Consider the following 19,704-nt stretch of genomic DNA (forward strand, 5'->3'; position numbering starts at 1 on the left):
CTATCGCGCATTGTTAGTATGTAAAAAAGCTTATGGGCATTTATACGGATAAAGAAACAATTATAGATGAACACTTAGCGGCATTTTCGATAAATAAGGAAATCCCGAAGGTAATCGAACAGTCGGCTCTAAAGGCATTGTCTCACTACCCAGAACTTAAGCATACACATATTCGATTTTTATTTAGCCGAAAACTAAAGAAATCTGTGATGGCGGCACGTCCAGTAATAAACACACTTTTACAATCCCACGATAAACGCGTATATGACATTTTAATCAATCCTGTATTTAAACTTACGCAAAGTATAGAACCCATCCACCATTTACCAGCGGACGTGCTGATTGGATGGTTCGGTCATGAGCTGGGGCATCTCATGGACTATGAGCAGCGAACGGTATGGGGGATAGCCAAGTTTGGCCTGTTATATTGGCTTTCTAAAGGATATGTCCGCAAAGCGGAACGCGTAGCGGATACCTTTGCCGTTAATCGGGGTATGGCTCCTTATATCTTATCTACCAAGGAGTTTATTCTTGGACATAGTGAATTATCCACGCGTTATAAACAAAAGATTGCGCGTCTCTATCTTTCACCGGATGATATTGTCGAACTCGTATCCGAAATGGAGAAGAAAACGCAACCGGAAAAAGAGGAACTTTTGGCCGACGAAACAGCATTAGCTCAAAGCACGCAAGAAGAAGATAATTAAGCAATGTACCCCTATCACAGTTTCGTTATAAATGCCTCGAAAGCTTCAAAATCTTCTTCGTTCATAACACGTGGTACTTTCGTCTGCCCGCCCAACTTTTTATCATGTTCACTCCACTGATGGAAGTGTTTTACAGGTATAATGTCCACTTCTATACCATCTAGAGTCTGACGTCTGGCAACTGTATAGTTTTTATTATTTGCTTGCAACTCCGCATCAAGGGCCTCTGCAATATCCGTAGCAGGTGAATGTGCTCTATCCGCTCCGAGATACCATTTGTTGATATAGCGTTCACCTCGACGGATAGAAGCAACCGTAAACTCCCGGATTTCCAAATCAAATTGTTCTTGCAGTTTTTGAATCGCTTGGTTCATTTGATGTACAGATAATTGTTCGCCTACCACATTGAGAAAATGCTTTGTACGTCCGCTAATGATAATTTCTGCACGCTCTTTATCTGTGACGATAACGGTATCTCCTATCATATAGCGCCAAGCACCAGATACCGTGGAAATTAGCAGCACATATTCTACGCCTTCTTCCACCTCCTGAATGGTTAACGTGGGTACATGCTGTTTTACACATCCCTCTTCATCCATATTATCAGAAGTACAAGGAACAAATTCAAAGAAAATCCCATTATCGGTAATAAGCGCCATCGCATCGGTATCCGGTCGCTTCTGGGTTGCCAAATAACCTTCTGATGCCAAATAGGTATCGATATAAATCATAGGCTTCGAAAATAGCTTTTCAAAACTTTTACGATAAGGACCAAAGGCCACCCCACCCGTACTGTATACTTGTAAGTTAGGCCAGATATCGTGTATAGTGTCGACCTTATTCCGACGGATGATTTCTTTAATCAAAATTTCCGACCACGATGGGATGCCGGTCATGCTTCCAATATCCCATTTCTTTGCTGCAAGGGCTATCTTACGCACGCGCTCATCCCAATCCTTGCTATCGGCTATTTTCCTGCCGGGTTTATAGAATTTCCGAAACCATAAAGGTAGGTTAGCTGCAGATATACCGCTGATTTCGCCCTCTAGGAATCCGTTTTGCTCAACAAGCTTTGTGCTACTGCCTAACATCATGATATCCTTTTCGAAGAAATCTCCCGGAAGATCAAAGTTCTTCAAGCTTAATATCTGCTGTATACCGGCTTTTTTGATAGAATTCAACATATCATCGGTTACGGGAATAGCCTTGCTATTGCTGGTTGTCCCACTACTCATGGCAAAATAGCGTTGTCCTCCCGGCCATGTCACATTCTCATGCCCTTCATGCAGATAATGCCACCACTCCGCATGTAGTTTATCATAGTCGAATATCGGTACCACTCGTTGGAAATGTTTGACAGGATCCGCATCAGCAAGGATATTACTGAAATTATACGTTCTTCCAAAAGCGGTGTATTTCGCCGCTTCCAACATATCTAACAAGGTTTGTATCTGGGCTTCCCAAGGTGTTGCACCCTTATTGATCAAGCCGTTCACATCAATTACCCTTTTGATGATTTCTCCAATAATAGCCATAATATATGCTCCTCTTTATATAATAAAGAATAGATGTCTATTAAAATTGTTTTGAAATCACAGAATATTCTTACCCGTTCAATCTATTTATTATCTTGCGGCGGCAAAATAATACGATCGTTAATACTATATATAAGTGGTTTCCAGAACAGAAGATTCAGTTAAACAAAAAGCCGTCCGTTACCTACTTGCGGGTATTGCTGCCCTCGCAGTAGTTCATGCATTAGGTCGGTTTTCTTTCACACCTTTATTGCCCTATTTTATCCAGGATAAAATGCTGACCATTACACAAGGTGCAGATTTAGCAACCATCAATTATGTGGGCTATTTAGTAGGAGCATTGCTTGCAGTACGCTATTCAGGACCCCAATTTATTAAGAAATATCTACTCATCGGTCTTTTAGGAAATGCACTCATTACATTAGCCCAATGTTTTATCCCACAGTATGAATGGCTCTTGGTCCTCCGATTATTAAATGGCGTTACAAACGGAATAGTATTTGTTTTGGCACCTGCTTTATTATTGGAATGGCTGATTATGCACAACAAAGCCCATCTCAGTGGCTTAGTATATTTTGGCGTAGCCATTGGATTATTGGCCGGTGGTATATTGGTAGATTCTACGGCCGCATCGTTCAAAGCTGAGAACCGATGGATTCCAATAGCATTAGTGTCTTTGATACTAGCTATCTATAGTGGTATGCGTTTTCTGGAAATCAAAACACAATCAGTGGGATATCATGATAAAGATAGTAAGATGATTAGCAAACCCAAGCTATTCGATAACCGCAGTACTCCGTTATTTCTCTCTTATGTTGGTGCCGGTTTAGGTTATATTTTACCGATGACTTTTTTACCAGCCCTTGCACATGATACGATTTCGGAAAACGGTATATGGGTCAGAAATGTCTGGGTGATTACATCTATATCCTGTTTGCTATTTATTCCGCTATGGAACTGGATAGGACATCGATATGGAGATCGTCTCAGTTTAATCTATACCTATATTTTGCAAGGATTAGGTGTCGCTGCTGTCTTGTTCATTCCGTCGGCTATCGGCGTGATTACATGTGCCGTTTTGGTAGGTAGTAGCTTTGTGGGGACGGTCATGTGTACACAACGTTTAGCTCGGTATTTTCAACCTCATCAAGGTCCAAGGTTATCTGCAGCCATGATCGCCTTGTATGCCGGCTCACAATTGATTGGCCCCTGGCTCGCTAAAATGTGGATGGAGCATGGAGGCACATTATTACAGAGTTTTGCGGTAGGATTAGGTGCTTTTATCTGGGGGTTATTCTGGGCATGGCGGACGCCTAAAGCGTAGAAAACGGAATAAATAAACTATTTAATTTCTGCATTTCTAATTGTACTCGAAATTAACCCATACCCATTCTCCGTTCGTAAAAAATCAAAACGGTTTTGCGACATAGCCTCCTTTCCGTAATGGTATGAAATAACAACACTTAATACCGGATATTGCCATTCTTTTGCTTCACGACAGTTATTAAAGTATTTATCGAACTCTGCTCCCTCATACATAAAAGGATTTAATCCGTTCAAGAAAACAGCATAATTAGTTTCGGGTTCCTTAATTTCCGATAGAATATGTTTTAATAGCTGGAAATTGTTCTCGATAAACGCTCGTTTTTCAGTCTTTGCCCATCCCTTAGTAGATTCCCACACAATGGTATCATGGGAAGCTTGTAACAGTTTCTCTGTGGTAAAGTCAGATAATAGATCATTCGCTAACCATATTTTAAATTCTTCCACAAAATCAATAAAGGTTACATATGTCCCGTCGTTTGACGGAAAGCTCTTTTTCGATTTATCTTCCGATGGCTTTGATGTGATTTCAATAGAATAAAAATCAAGCTTATTGTCGTTGGTAAAATTTTCTGCTACTATATTATTTAAGGTATCCAGCAACACTTCTTCCCCTCCTACCCATGTATAATAATTATCTACCGGTGGGTCGTTTTCACGTGCATATTTCTTTTCCGCACCCTTTAATCCCACTAACATTCCATTTCTAACTTTTGTTAAATCGTTGTACATAGCCGGTACAACAATGCTCCCTTTTTTATCAAATAATCCTACTTTATCTGATTCCCTATCCCTAAACCGTATAAATCCTTCGTTTTCACAGTCCGCCGTATTGTCAAAGATATACATACTGTCTGTTCCGAATACCTTGCCGTCTTTATTCACATAATAGCTTATCCATTTTTCTCCATTCCGTTCTAAGCCTGCCACGATATCATCGAATTTTATAGCGGTCATGTATCCGGCAAACTTCGGCGGTATTTTTACATCGCCCGAACGATCTTTATATCCAACTAATGTAGAATCTTGATTATAAAAAGCTGTCCACGTATCTTCGGTTTGTCCCCATAAGAGCTGTTGCTCCAATAGTATCAACAACACCGCTACGATTACCTTAAAACACTTAAAAATTCTCATTGTCTTGTACGTTATACCAGTCTAAAAATACAAAAATTTATACGTGGTATCTTAACAAAAATAAATCTGGCTGTTCAACGCAGATCCGCCGCCGCCAGGAAAGCGTGCAAACTTAAAAACGAACCTTTTTAACAAAGCGTTGTTCTTACTAATAGAAGTAAAAAAACGAAATATCATGAGAGCTATTTGGACTGGAGCAATAGGATTTGGATTGGTTAATATTCCCATTAAAATATATAGCGCTGTGCAAAGCAGCTCACTGGATTTAGATATGTTGGATAGAAAAGACAAATCGAACATCAAATACAAACGTGTGAATGAAAATACCGGCAAGGAAGTGAAGTGGGAGAATATTGTTAAAGGTTACTTGCTCAAAGATAAATATGTTATTTTGGAAGATACTGACTTCGAAGAAGCCAGCCCCGAGAAGAACAAAATGATAAACTTGCATTCTTTTGTCAAGATGGATGAAATAGATAGCATATATTTTGACACGCCTTATTATCTAGAACCCCAAAAAGGAGGAACGAAAGCTTATCAACTTCTCCTTAAAGCGCTTGAAAAAAGTAAGACAGCTGGACTAGGTTCTTTCGTCATGCGCAATGTAGAACATCTTGCCATTGTGAAACCCTATGAGAATATGCTACTGCTCAACAAAATTAGATTTGAGGAAGAGATACGGTCTACGGAAGACTTAAGCTTGCCGGGTAACGCCCGATTAAAAAAAGAGGAAATGGATATGGCTATGCAATTGATCAAGCAGCATAACCAGCCTTTTAATATTTCAAAATATAAAAATGAGTATACCAGGGAGTTGCTGAAAATTATCAAACAGAAAGCTAAAGGAAAGCATACTTCTATTCGTAAGATGAAAATAGAGAATACGAAATCGACAGACTTATTAAATAAATTGAAGGCTAGTTTAGCCTAAAGCTTAGCAAGCACCTGTTTTATATTGACGGGACTGTCCCATAAGGTTGCCCAGGGATTACCTATCTCTTTTACGCGTTTTAACATCGTTTTGATGTTGTAATCGGCAATACGCAGTTTAGATGTTAATTCGTCCCATCGCAAAGGTGCACTGGCAGTCGCTCCTTCTTTGGGTCTTAAGGAATAGGGCGCCGCTATGGTCTGCCCTCTCCTATTCTGTAGGAAATCTAGGTAGATCATGCCTTTTCTTTTTTTTGGATCCCGTACCAGACTTGTCGTATTGGAGTGTTTTTCTTGAACCATTTGGGCTACCAACTCGATAAAATCCCGTGCGACGTCATACGTATATTTCTTGTTCAAGTAAATATAGATATGTAGCCCCGTAGATCCGGAAGTCTTTAAAAATGCCGGTACTTTCAGTTCTTCAAAAATTTCATGTGTCGTCTTCGCCACCTGTATCAATTCCTGAAAATCGGTCCCGTTTGGGTCTAGATCCAACACAGCAAAGTCCGGATGTTCGGGCTTTTGATAGGTAGAAAGCCAGGGATTTACTTCGATAGATCCCAAATTAGCAATATAAAGAAGCGTGGCTTTATCGTTACAAACGATATAGTCCGTTTCTTTTCCCGTACTTTCCGAATGTATGGGTGCCGTTTTTACCCAATCAGGAATATTGTCGGTATCCACATCTTTCTGAAAAAAACCTTCTGCTGTAATGCCGTTCGGAAAGCGATGCATGGATATCGGTTTGTTTTTAATAAACGGAAGTATATAATCGGCGATTTGCTCATAATACGCTATCATTTGCCCTTTAATATAATGCTCCTTTGGCCAATACACCTTGTTCAAGTTGGTCAGTTGTACCTTTTTACGACCTATGGTAATTAAGTCTTCGTTCTTCTCGTTTTTCATAGGATCTTCCTTTTCAATTTCTTCCGCATCTTTATCCTCTCGCAACCCCTTAAACACGGGATGGCGCAAACGACCATCTGTCGTCCATTCACTATAATACACGTCACACACCAATAACGGCCGTAGCCACGTTACTTCTTTTTCTTTCGCTACCGTCACTTGCTCGTCAAAAGGTTTATGTCCACTGACCTGCTTTTGCATAGTTGCGTATATATTTTTAAGGCTCTTTGTATTGAAGCCTGTGCCGCAGTTGCCAATATACACTAACTCGCCATCTCGATAATAGCCCAGTACCAAAGCTCCGAAAAAAGAACGGCTTCCCTGTGGCGAAGTATACCCACAGATGACGGCCTCCTGGCTATTTCGCAACTTGAATTTTGTCCAAGAACTGCTACGTTTACCTTGTAAATAAGTGCTATTTGTTTCTTTTGCAATAACCCCTTCCCAATGTTCTTTTTCGGCTTTTGCTTTAACATGTTGAACTGTGCCTTGCAAAATCTGTGTTAACCGCACAATTTTAGTTTTCTTTATTCGACGAAACAATAAAGCCAATAATTCTTCTCTTTCTTTAAGCGCATAATCCGTAACGTATTCGTCTTCTAAACGAAGTATATCAAAGACATAATAACGTAATGTAAGGTTGCTCGGAATAGGTTCGCCACTGGCTATCAATTGGAAATGCGCGTTTCCTTGTTTATCCTCGATGACAAGTTCTCCGTCGAGCCACACATATTTGTCTAAAGAAGATAATTCCTCTACCACAGAAGGAAACAAGGCATTCATATCTTTCCCGTTGCGGGAATAAAGTTGAACGCCTCCTTTGCCACGCGTAGCCAAAATACGAAATCCATCATATTTTTTTTCATACCTCCATTCCGTTCCTTCGGGGAGATGGTCCGCCAATTTTGCCAGCATCGGTTTCGGTAATTCCACCGTCTTGTCTTTTTTAAAATCTATACCAGCCTGCTTAACCTCTTGTTGTATACTGTTTTCGCTATCATAAGGTTCATCCCATGCATATCGATCTTTATGTTTTATGAGTAACCAGGCATTATCCTCCTGCCCTTTCATACGTACCAACGCAAATTCGCCACGAAGTATGTGTCCATGCAGCTTGAATTTGAGGGAGCCTTTTTTTAACGCTTGCAAAAACTCTTTTGCATTTCGCGCCTCCGTAAATTCATAGTATCCCGAGTCAAAAATAGTGACAACGCCCGCACCGTAATTACCTTTTGGAATAATCCCTTCAAAAGAAGCATAGTCTATAGGATGATCTTCGACCTGCATGGCCAAACGCTTGTCTTTAGGGTATAATGACGGCCCCTTGGGAACGGCCCAGCTCTTTAAAACACCGTCCAGTTCCAATCGAACATCATAATGCAATCGGGAGGCATGATGTCGCTGTACCACGAATCGTAATTTTTTTGGTTTACTTTTATTATCGTTGCTGCCACCCTTCGGTTCGTGTGTCTGCTTGAAATTCCTTTTCTTGTTATAATCTGCCAGCTTTGCCATACCTACCCTTTTATTGAAATCAACACGCTCTCCCTCATAAAGTTTTAAGAATTTCAATGCAATAAGTTGGAGATATTGTGCACTATAAGTTACCTGGATATGTCAGAAGTTCTATCATGGTTTGTGCTGTAGACGCAGCAGATAAAGGATTTTGCCCTGTAATAAGTTGTCCGTCCAGCACGACATGTGGACTAAAAGGAAGCCTAGCTGTGCTGAAATCTGCGCCATATTCTTTCAGTCGTGATTCCAATTCGAAAGGAATATTGTTGTGGCGCATGACCAATGTTTCCTCCATATTGGAGAATGCAGTAAGCTGCTTTCCGATTAAGTATCCCGGATAAAGATCCACTAACGGAAGTAGTGCCGCCGGTCCATGACAAACGGCTGCAATTGGCTTATCTTCTTTTACAAACTCTAACAATAATCGACCTATTACAGGATGGCGTGCTAAATCCCATAGTGGGCCGTGTCCTCCGGAAATAAATACGCCGTCAAAAGCACCGGCGTGCATATTTTCCAGTTTTAATGTATTCGCAAATTGTTGCTGTACTACCTCATCATTGACAAAACGCCTGTTCGAGGCAGTGATGTGTTCTGTTAATCTACTCATGGGATCGACCGGAGGTTCTCCTCCCAAAGGACTAGCCATCGTCACTTTAAATCCCGCATCGATAAATTCATAATAGGGATCAGTCATTTCTCCTAGCCAAACGCCCGTCGTAGAATCTGTCCCATCCATTCGAGCGTGGGACGTGAGTACCATTAATATATTAAATGTCAATATCATGTATCTTGATAAAACCAGTAGTATGTTAGATTAACTTGCATTGTGATAATCTAAAATTTTGGGCCATTAGGCCCTAAAATTATGGTGTAACCGGAGGAGGTGTAGGAGGCAATACGGAATCTATGCTATCCCTTACCGCAGTATCCGCAGTCGATCTTCCATTTCTATAGTTTTGGTCTCCCATAGTATCTCTCGTATCGATCGAGTCTGAATTTTCACTTCTATTCCCACCACATCCAATGCCTAGCAGCGCAAGCATAAGTGTTAAAAAAACAATCCTTTTCATAGTTATTAATTTATTTATAAAACATTGTATTATATTATTCAACTATTTGTTGAACAATAAAACCTTTTCGATGGTTGCCATTAATGTTAATTTAGGTATTTATCCCCCTTTACTTATTTTATACGGGTATTTCATGTGTCTTTGTTAAAAAACTTGCCTTATGCCAAGTACCTTATTCGAAAAAGTGCATAACATTGTTAACGGAAAGATCCGAAAGCATCGGAAAGAATAATGTTAACAAAAAAGAATATATTATGAAAATACACATAACACGTGTTGCTTGGATGGTCCCACTTTTAGCCGCCCTGCTGTTAGACAATCCTAATGTAATCGCGCACAATAACCATGTAAGTGTTATATCTTCTAACCAGGACGTTCCTGTCTTAGCATATATCATTGAACAAGATAGCAGTCGTGATATTCAAAAACTACTCACGCATTACGAACAGACCGCAACGCGTTTAAAGAAAAGTATAGAGGGGCTTACAGAAGAACAGCTACACTTCAGCCCGGGAGAAGGTCAATGGTCCATTAGCCAATGCGTAGAGCACATCATTTTATCGGAGCCTTTGATTTTTGATATGTTCAGCCAAGAAATTTCAAAACCTAAATCGTCCGAAGCTTCTCAAAAGCCAAGCCACAGCGACGAAGAAATTATAAATAGCATCACAAACCGAATTGAAAAATATCAGGCACCTGAAATGCTCAAACCTACCGGAAAACACAAAAATATGAAGGAGGCTTTGGCAGCATTTGAAAACGGGAGAAAAGAGATTATCGATTATATAAAAAATGCTGATATAAATACATTACGAAGTCACATTAGCCAAGGACCGGCGGGACCGGTGGATGGCTATCAAAACTTGCTATTTATAACAACGCACTCTGATAGGCATATTTTACAAATAGAGGAAATTAAAGCGCATACTAATTACCCCAAAAATAAGTAATATAAAACGTTCGTTAAAAATTGTTAATCAAAAGGTCAATACATAATAATGGTATAAAATATGACGTTATATAGGTACTTCATAATTTAGGTTTATAATTGGTTAGTTAGTTAAAAAAATACTGGAGTTCCCCACTCCAGTATTTTTTGTTTAATACTTATCCTAAACTTTTCTAAACATCTCTTTCTTTACACTGTTTTATATATATCAATGTATTCATTAAAAACATCTATTATGCAGACAATCGATTTGAAATTACTAAATGAGCTGACGGCAATCCAGGATGAACCCTGTATTTCGATCTACATGCCTACCCATCGAATACATCCGGCAAATACCACGGATCCTATCTCATTTAAAAATCTTTATAAAAAGACAGTACAATATATCAAGGACAACGAACTTCACGAACATGAAAAACTCATTCGACCGCTTGAAAAACTTATAGATGACAAAAATTTTTGGGATTACAACGATGAAGGTCTTGCTATTTTTGTGTCTTTACAGGATACACAAATATTACGTTTACCCGAAAAAGTTCAAGAAATAACCTGCGTAGCAGATTCATTTTGCGTAAAACCTTTGTTTAAACTGTATCATGAAAACCAACCATACTATCTTCTTGCATTGGCTTTGGATGACGTACAGCTTTACAAAGGTGACAAATACCAACTTCAAAAATTGGATATAAAGAACAATGTGCCCACTACTATGAAAGAGGCTTTAGGTGAAGAACTGACGGACAATCATTTGCATGCTTCCGTTGTACAGGGTGCTGGATTACATGGGTATATGGAAAAAAGCCAAGAGGAAGATATTGATATGGATAGGTTTTTCAGAAAAATAGATCAAGCTATTCTAGAACATTATCCTATTCCCCAAGATGTTCCGTTAGTGTTAGCTGCGCTGCCTGAGCACCATAACCATTTTCTGCGGATCAGCAAGCATAACAATTTCTCCCCGATTCACATACAGATGAATCCACAATCCCTAAATAAGGCGGCTTTATTGGAAAAGATACAAGAAGTATTTGATAAAATACTGGGAAAACGAAAAAAGGAACTTTTAGAACGCTACCAACTTGCCGTACCCGAAAACTTAAGTAGTTTAGATATTGGGGATGTGGTAAGAGATGTCATTGATGGCAAGGTAGAGGTACTTTGCATCGAAAATGGTAAATCCATCGATGGCCATATTGATGTGGAAGCACGTAAAATAGTACAAAATGATGGACACCATACCGATGTAATCAACGAATTGGCATGCTTAGCATTTAATTATGGAGGAAATGTGATTGTACTCGACAAAGAAGAAATGCCATCAAAAACAGGTGTTTTCACCATTAATCGCTATTAAGAACAAAAAAGACATGTCAAAAATATGAATTTTGGCACGGACATTGTCATTATTCAGTATTCATAATTTAGGTTAATAATTGGTTAGTTTAAAATCCTGTAGCTCCCCGCTCCAGGATTTTTATTTTTAGTTTTTATTTCAAGCCCTGTTATCCTCAGTCAGATAAAGCGTTACTTCCCGATACAAAACTTTCCGAAAATCGTCCCCAAGATATCCCTATCAACATCAATATCACCAGTGATACTCGAAATATATCGTAATGCACCGCGCACGTGATGAGCAAGCAGATCACCCGGAAGTTGCATGTCCAATCCCTGCTCCACTTGTTCGAGTGCATCCAACGCATGCTGCAAGGCCTCTACATGGCGTGTATTGGTAATAATATGTTGGTCCTCGATAGCCATTTCACGAATTTTGTCAAGCAAAATATTTTTCAACCCTTCCACGCTATTAGTGTCCTTAGCTGATATACCTACTAGCGAATCGCTGTAGTCTGGGAATAAAGCATCTTTAATCGCAGTATCCATATCATTCGGATAGTATCCTCCTTCCAAATCAATTTTATTACGAACTAAAATAACGATAAGACCCTCGTAATATAGCTCTTTAATCTGTAAGATAACCTCCTCCGCTGTATTATCTTTATCATCGTATAAGTATAGTAGTACTTTCGCTTGCCGAACTTTTTCTTTGGCTTTAGTTACTCCAATTGCTTCAATGGTATCTGCTGTTTCACGCAGGCCTGCCGTATCGATAAAACGAAATGTTATTCCCTCTAAATTGATAGATTCTTCGATGGTGTCTCGGGTCGTTCCAGCGATATCACTAACAATAGCGCGTTCTTCGTCGAGTAACGTATTGAGCAACGTCGATTTCCCAGCATTAGGTTTCCCTATGATAGCAACAGGAACGCCATGCTTTATCGCATTTCCATAAGCAAACGATTGGATAAGCTTCACGATATGCACCTTAAGTTCTTGAATCAAGGCTTCAAATTGTGCTCGATCAGCAAATTCCACATCCTCTTCTCCAAAATCCAGTTCCAATTCCAAGAGTGCCGTAAAATTAATCAACTGTTCACGCATCTGCTGCAGCTTATTGCTGATACCCCCACGCATTTGATTCATAGCAATTTCGTGAGAAGCTTTGTTTTCGGAAGCGATTAAATCAGCGACCGCCTCTGCCTGCGACAAGTCCATGCCACCATTTAAAAATGCCCGCAAGGTAAACTCTCCCGCCTGTGCTGCTCGGGCTCCCTTTTTGATTAAGAGGCCTATCAGGCGTTCGATAATGTATGTTGAATTATGGGTAGAAATCTCAACCACATCCTCTTTGGTATAGGAGTGTGGACCTTTAAAAAGGGAAACCAATACCTCATCAATGAGTTCTTCTCCGTCCCGTATAGTACCGAAATGAATCGTATGAGAGGGCGCGCTGAGGAGGTCTTTCCCTTTGAATACACCGTTGGTAATTGTGATCGCTTGCAGACCGGACAAACGAATAACCGCAATTGCTCCATTCGCTCCCGGTGAAGTCGCTAAAGCCACAATCGTATCTTGCGAAACTAATCCTGTTGACATGAGACAAAGGTACGGTTTTTACTTTGCATAAAACTCAATTGGCAATCCGTCTGGATCAGCGATAAAGGTAAATTTCTTTCCAGTGATTTCATCCGTACGGATAGGCTCATACGCCACATCCTTTTCTTTCAGTACACGGATAGTCTCGTCCATATCCGACACTTCAAAAGCCAAATGCCGAAGTCCACATGCTTCTGGGTAAGAAGGACGTGCCGGAGTGGAGGGAAATGAGAATAGTTCGATAATATAATGACCGTTTAGTGTTAAATCTGCTTTATAGGAATCCCGCTCCGCTCGATAGGTCTCTAACTGTACTTCCAGACCCAAAATATCTCTATAAAAAGACAGGCTATGCCCGTAGTCACTACAGATAATAGCAACATGATGTACTTGATTTAACTTAACCGCCATCTTTATAAAAGTTGAAAGATATCATGCACACCCAATAGTTTACGGGCTGTAAACCCTTCGGCATATTTAACCTGAATATTTCTGCCCAATTCCGCCGCCCTACCCCGTGTAGATTCCATGAAATCGGGGTTCGAAATATACGTCTGCGGTTCATTGTCATCCGCTGACACATTAAATTGTGTCGTATAGGCTAGAATAGACTGCTCTTTCTTTTCCCAAAAGGCAGTAATATCCAGTATAATGTTCGGTTGAATATATTTGTCTTGAATCACTTGCAACTGAAGCCGCGGACGAAAAGCTTCTTGTACTTGCCCCTCCTCAACTGTTTCGATACGACGTAGTCCACTTAGAAAAAGTGCATCATTGACTAACTTACTTGCTCGTCCATGATCAGGATGACGATCATCCAATGCATTGGTTATCACAATTTCAGGTTGATATTTGCGAATTGCACGAATAATAATAAGTTGGCTTTCCTCATCATTAGCAAAGAAACCATCACGCAATCCCAGGTTTTCACGAACCTGTACGCCTAGAATCTCGGCTGCTTTTGCAGCTTCCTGCTTCCGGGTTTCGGACGTGCCGCGTGTTCCCAATTCGCCTTGTGTCAAATCGACGATACCCACCTTTTTACCCGCTGCAATATATTTTGCGATCGTTCCCCCCGCCCCTAATTCGGCATCATCGGGATGAACGGTCATCACCATCAAATCCAACTTCATAGTACGTTTCTATTTGTTCCAAAAGTAGGCATTTCGCTAAAATTTGGCAATAGGGGGTAAAGGGATTAAGAAAGTTTTACTCCGCTATTAGTTTTTCGATTTTTGTTGTCACCCTTGTCGCTTGGGGGCTTGTTATACTATAGAAGTAGTCAACAACCTCCCCTTGTTTGTTAACGAGATATTTGTGAAAATTCCAAAAAGGTTTGACGTTTACATGCCCATTTAATTTTTTATCAGACAAAAATCTAAATAACGGGTCGCAGTAGTCTCCAACGACATGTATACGTTTAAATACCGGAAAAGTAACCTGTTGGTGTATGCGACAAAATGTTTCCAATTGTGAACCTGTCATCGGTTCTTGCGCACGAAAATCATTGGATGGAAAAGCTAAAATTTCGAATCCTTGGTTTTTGTATTTCTGATACAACAGCTCTAACGATTTAAATTGCTTGGTAAAATAGCATTTACTGGCAGTATTTACAATCAATAGAACTTTGCCAGAATAGTCTTGCAACGATTTCTTTTCTCCGTTAAACTGTAGGCCGTGAAAATCATAAACCGTTTGCATACCCTCCTTTAGGCTTAATAATTATATAAATTCTTTATTGGACGTACGCGTTCATAACCCCGGATAATGTTTTCGATTTCATAATCTTCTTCTGGATCGTAAACTGATTTCAGGTTATGGCCAAACACTTTTGCTACCGATTGATAGAAAAAAGCTGAAAGACCTCCTTTCATTTCCCGTACGAGTTCATAGCTACTGTTTCCCGTTTGGCGTTGCACCAGCTTAATTAAGATCGCTCCCTGGGAAATACTAAGATTCTTTATTTCTGTTCTGAATTTTTCTTTAATTTCATCTTCACAGGCCTTTATCAGGCGTCTCTCCTCTCTTTTGGAGGATGTAAGCGCAATTTCACGGTCCAATTGCTCATATCGTTTTTGTGCATAAATTGCATACGGCAGTACCCGTAACACATTTCGTTCCAAACGCAGGTAATTCAATCGGTCCTCTTCTGTCTTAAACGTACGCCTAGCCGTAACGATGACATCTTTGATAGGAAACCAAGGCAGCACTTCCCCTGTTTCCAAACGGGTGGTTGGATAATGCTGCAACATTTCACCTTCACCTTCTCCGTAATGGGGAACCTGCAAAGCTTGTCCTATACCTGCAAATGGCATCAGAAAAACCAAGAATAAACCCCATACAAAAGACCGCTTCATCTGCTCCTAAAAAATGTTAATGTATTTCCAAATATGTAAAAAATTTGCTATATTTATATGTTGTCTTTCCTCCGTTTTCAAACAAGCGGAAAAACAATAATAAAATTACGAACAAAAAAATATAAAAGCAACTTTTTCAGTGTGATATATGGAAGAATTTGAGATTGATATTGAGGCAGAAAATAAGGAGATCAGGAAAAGGTACCGCGCATTGCTTCGAGCTTGCAAACCCACTTTGCAACGAGGCGACAAACAAGAAATCCGCCGAGCGTTTGACTTAGCGTTGGAAAGTCACAAAGATATGCGCCGTAAATCAGGAGAACCCTATATATATCATCCCATAGCAGTCGCACAGATAGCAGCAGAAGAAATCGGTTTAGGAACTACTTCCATCGTCTGTGCATTGTTGCACGACGTCGTGGAAGATACGTCTATCACGTTACAGGATATAGAAGCCCAATTTGGTAAAAAGGTCGCTCGTATTATTGACGGACTTACTAAAATATCGGGCATTTTTGATCCAAACAGTTCCATGCAAGCGGAAAATTTCCGTAAAATGTTGTTAACATTGGCAGATGACGTACGCGTCATTTTGATTAAACTTGCGGATCGCCTACACAATATGCGCACCATGGAATTTATGGCGCGACATAAACAGTTGAAAATTGCCTCGGAAACAAGTTATCTCTATGCTCCCCTCGCGCACCGCCTAGGACTGTATGCTATAAAGTCTGAGTTGGAAGATCTGTCCATGAAATATACCGATCCGGACACCTATAAATTCATCGCGCGAAAGTTAAACGAAAAGAAAGCAGAACGTGAAAAGTTTGTAGCCGACTTTATTGAACCGGTGAAGAAAATACTCGAGGAACAGGGTATCAAGGCGCAAGTATTCGGGCGTCCGAAATCTATTTATTCCATTTGGAATAAGATGCGTAAAAAATCCATTCCGTTTGAAGAAGTATATGATTTGTTCGCCATTCGGATTATCATTGACACCCCTACGGAAAGAGAAAAAACAGAGTGCTGGAAGGTATATTCTATCGTTACGGATTTATACCGTCCTAATCCGGATCGTCTACGCGATTGGGTTTCTTCCCCCAAAGGGAATGGTTATGAATCCTTGCATACCACGGTGATGGGCCCCCGAGGCCAATGGGTGGAAGTACAGATTCGCACGAAGCGTATGAACGAAATTGCCGAAAAAGGATTTGCAGCACATTGGAAATATAAAGAATCTAACTCCGACAGCGGATTAGACCAGTGGATACAAAAAGTCCGAAACTTACTAAGTAGTTCGGAGCAGAATGCGATGGATTTCGTGGATGATTTCAAGATGAATTTGTTCTCGGACGAGATATTTATTTTCACCCCCAAAGGCACGCTGGTTCAGTTACCCAATGGAGCCACGGCATTGGATTTTGCATTTGAAATACATTCGGATATTGGCGCGACTTGTATAGGTGCTAAGGTCAACCACAAGTTGGTTCCGCTCAGCCACCCGCTACAAAACGGAGATCAAGTCGAAATTATCACCTCCAGCAAGCAAACTCCAAAAGAGGATTGGCTCAATTTTGTTGTTACGGCGAAAGCGAAATCGAAAATACGGTCTTCCTTAAAAGAAGAAAAAAGACGTGTAGCCGAAGATGGTAAAGAGATTTTAGAGCGTAAGTTGAAATCTTTAAAAATCACTTACAACACGGATAATATCAATAAAATTGCCAATTACTTTAAGTACGCTAGCTCCCAAGAGCTTTTCTATAATGTCGCAAAAGGCATTATTGATATAAAAAACCTGCGTGAATTTGCGGAAAGTGAAAAGACAAATACACCCGGTCAAAGCCATTTCAGTTCCCATGTTTCTGGCTTAGTTGAAAAAATCAATAAAAAAGAAATCGACACGATCCTTATCGGGGACGATTACCAACAGGTCGATTATACGCTAGCACCGTGCTGCAATCCAATTCCAGGTGATGATATCTTTGGCTTTTTAACGGTGAATGATGGGATCAAAATACACCGCACCAGTTGTCCCAATGCATCCAAACTAATGGCGAGTTACGGTTATCGCATATTGAAAGCAAAATGGGCTTCTTCTCAACCAAATGTAGCTTTCCTTACTGGGCTGCGTATTGTCGGAATTGATGATGTGGGGCTCATTAACAAGATAACAAACGTTATCTCACAGGAGTATAACGTTAATATACGTTCATTGTCCATTACCAGTAATGAGGGAATTTTTGAAGGAAACATTATGGTGTTCGTAAATCACATCGAGCAATTGGAAGACCTCATGAAAACCTTAAAGCAAATCAGTGGAATAACTGGCATAACACGGTATGAAGCAGATAATTAATCGGAATTATAGACTTGAGAATTATGCCATCGTTTTTTGAAAAAAAAATTGGTAAATTTGTAGGAGAAATAACGATTTAATATGAATAAAGGCGAAAACTATCAAACGGTAAAAAAAATCTTCGAAGCTTACTTAGAAAATAAGAATCTGAGAAAAACGCCTGAGCGCTATGCTATTTTGGAAGAGATTTACTCGCGTGACGACCATTTCGATGTGGAATCACTTTATATCCACATGAAGAATAAAAAATATCGTGTAAGCCGTGCTACTGTATACAATACCTTAGAATTGTTAGTATCCTGCGATCTGGTGACCAAACATCAGTTCGGTCGTAACATGGCTCAATTCGAAAAATCCTATGGTTTTAAACAACACGACCACGTTATATGTATTGAATGTAACAAGGTTGTGGAATTTTGTGACCCACGCATCAACCAAATCCAAAGTTTAATGGGAGACCTGTTGAAGTTCGACATTAAACATCATTCACTTAACCTCTATGGTATATGTGAAGATTGCCAGAAGAAAGATCAAGAAAATACCGAAAGCGCACCGAGAAAAGGTCGGAGTCCGGTAATTTCAAATTAATGTGGTAATCGCCAATTATTGTATTACCTTTGCTCAGAAAAGACTGATTTGTTATGTTTTTTCTGAACGTATCATTTAAATTTTAATATCCATATTTCAATATTATGCAAGTTGATGTGCTTTTGGGCCTACAATGGGGCGATGAAGGAAAAGGAAAAATCGTGGACGTATTCTGTCCAAAGTATGATTTAATCGCCCGCTTTCAAGGCGGCCCTAACGCCGGACATACACTAGAGTTTGATAACAAGAAATTTGTCTTGAACACCATCCCATCCGGTATTTTTAATGAAGATACACTTAACCTTATTGGCGGTGGTGTCGTTATCGATCCTATTATCCTAAAACGTGAATTGGACAACCTGCGCACTTCTGGTTTTGATCCCGTAGGCAAAGGCACTTTGGTTCTTGCACGTAAAGCACATTTAATCCTTCCCACACATCAATTGCTTGATGCGGCCTCCGAATCAAAAATGGGCGCCGGGAAAATTGGTTCTACCCTAAAGGGAATCGGGCCAACGTATATGGATAAAACCGGCCGGAACGGTTTACGTGTAGGAGATACAACACTTCCAGATTTTCAAGAACGCTATGAAAAATTAAAAGCGAAGCATTTGGAGATTCTTTCTCACTACGGTGAGATTCCTGATTTTTCTGAAAAAGAAGCGGCGTTCATGGAAGCGATTGATTTTATCAAGACGATTCCACATGTAGATGCAGAACATTTAGTCAACAATTACCTGAAAGAAGGAAAAAGAGTACTTGCCGAAGGTGCACAAGGCACATTGTTAGATGTAGATTTCGGTTCTTATCCTTTTGTTACCTCATCTAACACGACTACTGCTGGCGCTTGTACCGGACTTGGTATCGCTCCAAATAAAATCGGTGCAGTATATGGTATCTTCAAAGCTTATGCTACCCGTGTGGGCGGCGGACCGTTTCCAACGGAGCTGGATGATGAAACCGGGGAGAAACTACGTCAGATAGGTCATGAATTTGGTGCGACTACCGGACGTTCTCGTCGGACTGGCTGGATTGATATCCCTGCTTTGAAATATGCCATCATGTTAAATGGCGTAACCGAATTGATCATGATGAAAGCCGATGTATTGGATACATTTGAAAAAATCAATATTTGTACACATTACAAACACAACGGTGAAACCATCGATTACATGCCTTATGAAATCATCACCAACCAAGCTGAACCTGTCTTGGAAGAAATAGAAGGATGGAATCAAGATATTACGGGCATTCGTTCGAAAGACGAGATTCCTGCAGCATTAAAAAATTACATTGCTTATCTGGAAAAAGCCTTGGAAGTACCTATTAAATATCTATCTGTAGGACCCGACCGCGTTCAGACAATCGAACTGTAAGATAACATA

The 19,704-nt window shown here is 40.1% G+C and carries 18 protein-coding genes; 8 read left to right on the plus strand and 10 right to left on the minus strand.

Going from position 1 to position 19,704, the window contains the following annotated elements:
- Nucleotides 1–32: 32 nt before the first annotated feature.
- Nucleotides 33–707, plus strand: a complete 675-nt coding sequence (locus tag FXV77_RS08275) for a hypothetical protein (RefSeq protein WP_148918754.1) — start codon at nucleotides 33–35, stop codon at nucleotides 705–707.
- 14 nt (nucleotides 708–721) lie between these two features.
- Here FXV77_RS08275 and FXV77_RS08280 read toward each other — a convergent pair whose 3' ends face one another.
- The gene (locus FXV77_RS08280) at nucleotides 722–2,242 is read right to left on the minus strand and encodes a GH3 family domain-containing protein (RefSeq protein WP_148918755.1); all 1,521 of its coding nucleotides are present in this window, start codon (nucleotides 2,240–2,242) and stop codon (nucleotides 722–724) included.
- 136 nt (nucleotides 2,243–2,378) lie between these two features.
- Between FXV77_RS08280 and FXV77_RS08285 the strand changes: the two genes are divergently transcribed.
- Nucleotides 2,379–3,566 carry a YbfB/YjiJ family MFS transporter gene (locus tag FXV77_RS08285; RefSeq protein WP_148918756.1) on the plus strand — a complete coding sequence of 396 codons (1,188 nt, stop codon included), beginning with the start codon at nucleotides 2,379–2,381 and terminating at the stop codon, nucleotides 3,564–3,566.
- 17 nt (nucleotides 3,567–3,583) lie between these two features.
- Here FXV77_RS08285 and FXV77_RS08290 read toward each other — a convergent pair whose 3' ends face one another.
- A complete protein-coding gene (locus FXV77_RS08290) occupies nucleotides 3,584–4,702 on the minus strand; it encodes a WG repeat-containing protein (protein ID WP_222867747.1) in 1,119 nt (372 codons plus the stop codon).
- A 175-nt stretch (nucleotides 4,703–4,877) separates the two neighbouring features.
- Here FXV77_RS08290 and ku point away from each other — a divergent pair, with 175 nt between their 5' ends.
- Complete coding sequence (ku, locus tag FXV77_RS08295) at nucleotides 4,878–5,633, plus strand: non-homologous end joining protein Ku (RefSeq protein ID WP_148918757.1); 756 nt, start codon at nucleotides 4,878–4,880, stop codon at nucleotides 5,631–5,633.
- Here ku and ligD read toward each other — a convergent pair.
- The 3 genes from ligD to FXV77_RS08310 form a co-directional block, all read right to left on the minus strand.
- Nucleotides 5,630–8,059: a DNA ligase D gene (gene ligD / locus FXV77_RS08300; protein ID WP_148918758.1), complete on the minus strand. Its 2,430-nt coding sequence runs from the start codon at nucleotides 8,057–8,059 to the stop codon at nucleotides 5,630–5,632. The two genes, ku and ligD, sit on opposite strands and share 4 nt — an antisense overlap.
- A gap of 82 nt (nucleotides 8,060–8,141) precedes the next feature.
- Nucleotides 8,142–8,846: a type 1 glutamine amidotransferase domain-containing protein gene (locus FXV77_RS08305; RefSeq protein WP_246162363.1), complete on the minus strand. Its 705-nt coding sequence runs from the start codon at nucleotides 8,844–8,846 to the stop codon at nucleotides 8,142–8,144.
- 79 nt (nucleotides 8,847–8,925) lie between these two features.
- Entirely contained in the window at nucleotides 8,926–9,132 is a 207-nt protein-coding gene (locus FXV77_RS08310) for a hypothetical protein (RefSeq protein ID WP_148918759.1), read from the minus strand.
- A gap of 254 nt (nucleotides 9,133–9,386) precedes the next feature.
- On the opposite strand from FXV77_RS08310, the gene FXV77_RS08315 reads away from it, so the two are divergent.
- Nucleotides 9,387–10,082 (plus strand): DinB family protein, encoded by a 696-nt coding sequence (locus tag FXV77_RS08315; RefSeq protein ID WP_148918760.1) that lies wholly within the window; start codon nucleotides 9,387–9,389, stop codon nucleotides 10,080–10,082.
- Between the two features lie 234 nt (nucleotides 10,083–10,316).
- Nucleotides 10,317–11,438, plus strand: coding sequence for a baeRF3 domain-containing protein (locus FXV77_RS08320; protein WP_148918761.1), 1,122 nt, complete (start codon nucleotides 10,317–10,319; stop codon nucleotides 11,436–11,438).
- Nucleotides 11,439–11,608: 170 nt separating this feature from the next.
- Here the strand turns inward: FXV77_RS08320 and mnmE are convergent, their stop codons facing one another.
- The 5 genes from mnmE to FXV77_RS08345 all read right to left on the minus strand — a co-directional run bounded on the left by mnmE (nucleotide 11,609) and on the right by FXV77_RS08345 (nucleotide 15,375).
- Nucleotides 11,609–13,018 (minus strand): tRNA uridine-5-carboxymethylaminomethyl(34) synthesis GTPase MnmE, encoded by a 1,410-nt coding sequence (mnmE, locus tag FXV77_RS08325; RefSeq protein WP_148918762.1) that lies wholly within the window; start codon nucleotides 13,016–13,018, stop codon nucleotides 11,609–11,611.
- A gap of 18 nt (nucleotides 13,019–13,036) precedes the next feature.
- Nucleotides 13,037–13,429, minus strand: coding sequence for an SMU1112c/YaeR family gloxylase I-like metalloprotein (gene gloA2 / locus FXV77_RS08330; protein WP_148918763.1), 393 nt, complete (start codon nucleotides 13,427–13,429; stop codon nucleotides 13,037–13,039).
- A 2-nt stretch (nucleotides 13,430–13,431) separates the two neighbouring features.
- Nucleotides 13,432–14,151 (minus strand): bacillithiol biosynthesis deacetylase BshB1, encoded by a 720-nt coding sequence (bshB1, locus tag FXV77_RS08335; RefSeq protein WP_148918764.1) that lies wholly within the window; start codon nucleotides 14,149–14,151, stop codon nucleotides 13,432–13,434.
- Between the two features lie 76 nt (nucleotides 14,152–14,227).
- On the minus strand, nucleotides 14,228–14,719 hold the full coding sequence (locus FXV77_RS08340) for a glutathione peroxidase (protein WP_148918765.1): 492 nt from the start codon (nucleotides 14,717–14,719) through the stop codon (nucleotides 14,228–14,230).
- A 14-nt stretch (nucleotides 14,720–14,733) separates the two neighbouring features.
- On the minus strand, nucleotides 14,734–15,375 hold the full coding sequence (locus FXV77_RS08345; RefSeq protein WP_148918766.1) for a DUF4294 domain-containing protein: 642 nt from the start codon (nucleotides 15,373–15,375) through the stop codon (nucleotides 14,734–14,736).
- Nucleotides 15,376–15,523: 148 nt separating this feature from the next.
- On the opposite strand from FXV77_RS08345, the gene FXV77_RS08350 reads away from it, so the two are divergent.
- From FXV77_RS08350 to FXV77_RS08360, 3 genes are all read left to right on the plus strand, one after another.
- A complete protein-coding gene (locus FXV77_RS08350) occupies nucleotides 15,524–17,731 on the plus strand; it encodes a RelA/SpoT family protein (protein ID WP_148918767.1) in 2,208 nt (735 codons plus the stop codon).
- Nucleotides 17,732–17,812: 81 nt separating this feature from the next.
- Complete coding sequence (locus FXV77_RS08355) at nucleotides 17,813–18,319, plus strand: Fur family transcriptional regulator (RefSeq protein ID WP_148918768.1); 507 nt, start codon at nucleotides 17,813–17,815, stop codon at nucleotides 18,317–18,319.
- A gap of 104 nt (nucleotides 18,320–18,423) precedes the next feature.
- Entirely contained in the window at nucleotides 18,424–19,695 is a 1,272-nt protein-coding gene (locus tag FXV77_RS08360; protein WP_148918769.1) for an adenylosuccinate synthase, read from the plus strand.
- Nucleotides 19,696–19,704: the final 9 nt, after the last annotated feature.

The organism is Sphingobacterium phlebotomi, from assembly GCF_008180195.1.
GTDB lineage: Bacteria > Bacteroidota > Bacteroidia > Sphingobacteriales > Sphingobacteriaceae > Sphingobacterium > Sphingobacterium phlebotomi.

Coding starts and splice junctions, on each gene's coding strand:
- FXV77_RS08275 (WP_148918754.1), top strand. CDS start 33: ATGGGCATTTATACGGATAAAGAAACAATTATAGATGAACACTTAGCG.
- FXV77_RS08280 (WP_148918755.1), bottom strand. CDS start 2,242: ATGGCTATTATTGGAGAAATCATCAAAAGGGTAATTGATGTGAACGGC.
- FXV77_RS08290 (WP_222867747.1), bottom strand. CDS start 4,702: ATGAGAATTTTTAAGTGTTTTAAGGTAATCGTAGCGGTGTTGTTGATA.
- ku (WP_148918757.1), top strand. CDS start 4,878: ATGAGAGCTATTTGGACTGGAGCAATAGGATTTGGATTGGTTAATATT.
- ligD (WP_148918758.1), bottom strand. CDS start 8,059: ATGGCAAAGCTGGCAGATTATAACAAGAAAAGGAATTTCAAGCAGACA.
- FXV77_RS08305 (WP_246162363.1), bottom strand. CDS start 8,846: ATGATATTGACATTTAATATATTAATGGTACTCACGTCCCACGCTCGA.
- FXV77_RS08310 (WP_148918759.1), bottom strand. CDS start 9,132: ATGAAAAGGATTGTTTTTTTAACACTTATGCTTGCGCTGCTAGGCATT.
- FXV77_RS08315 (WP_148918760.1), top strand. CDS start 9,387: ATGAAAATACACATAACACGTGTTGCTTGGATGGTCCCACTTTTAGCC.
- FXV77_RS08320 (WP_148918761.1), top strand. CDS start 10,317: ATGCAGACAATCGATTTGAAATTACTAAATGAGCTGACGGCAATCCAG.
- mnmE (WP_148918762.1), bottom strand. CDS start 13,018: ATGTCAACAGGATTAGTTTCGCAAGATACGATTGTGGCTTTAGCGACT.
- gloA2 (WP_148918763.1), bottom strand. CDS start 13,429: ATGGCGGTTAAGTTAAATCAAGTACATCATGTTGCTATTATCTGTAGT.
- bshB1 (WP_148918764.1), bottom strand. CDS start 14,151: ATGAAGTTGGATTTGATGGTGATGACCGTTCATCCCGATGATGCCGAA.
- FXV77_RS08340 (WP_148918765.1), bottom strand. CDS start 14,719: ATGCAAACGGTTTATGATTTTCACGGCCTACAGTTTAACGGAGAAAAG.
- FXV77_RS08345 (WP_148918766.1), bottom strand. CDS start 15,375: ATGAAGCGGTCTTTTGTATGGGGTTTATTCTTGGTTTTTCTGATGCCA.
- FXV77_RS08350 (WP_148918767.1), top strand. CDS start 15,524: ATGGAAGAATTTGAGATTGATATTGAGGCAGAAAATAAGGAGATCAGG.
- FXV77_RS08355 (WP_148918768.1), top strand. CDS start 17,813: ATGAATAAAGGCGAAAACTATCAAACGGTAAAAAAAATCTTCGAAGCT.
- FXV77_RS08360 (WP_148918769.1), top strand. CDS start 18,424: ATGCAAGTTGATGTGCTTTTGGGCCTACAATGGGGCGATGAAGGAAAA.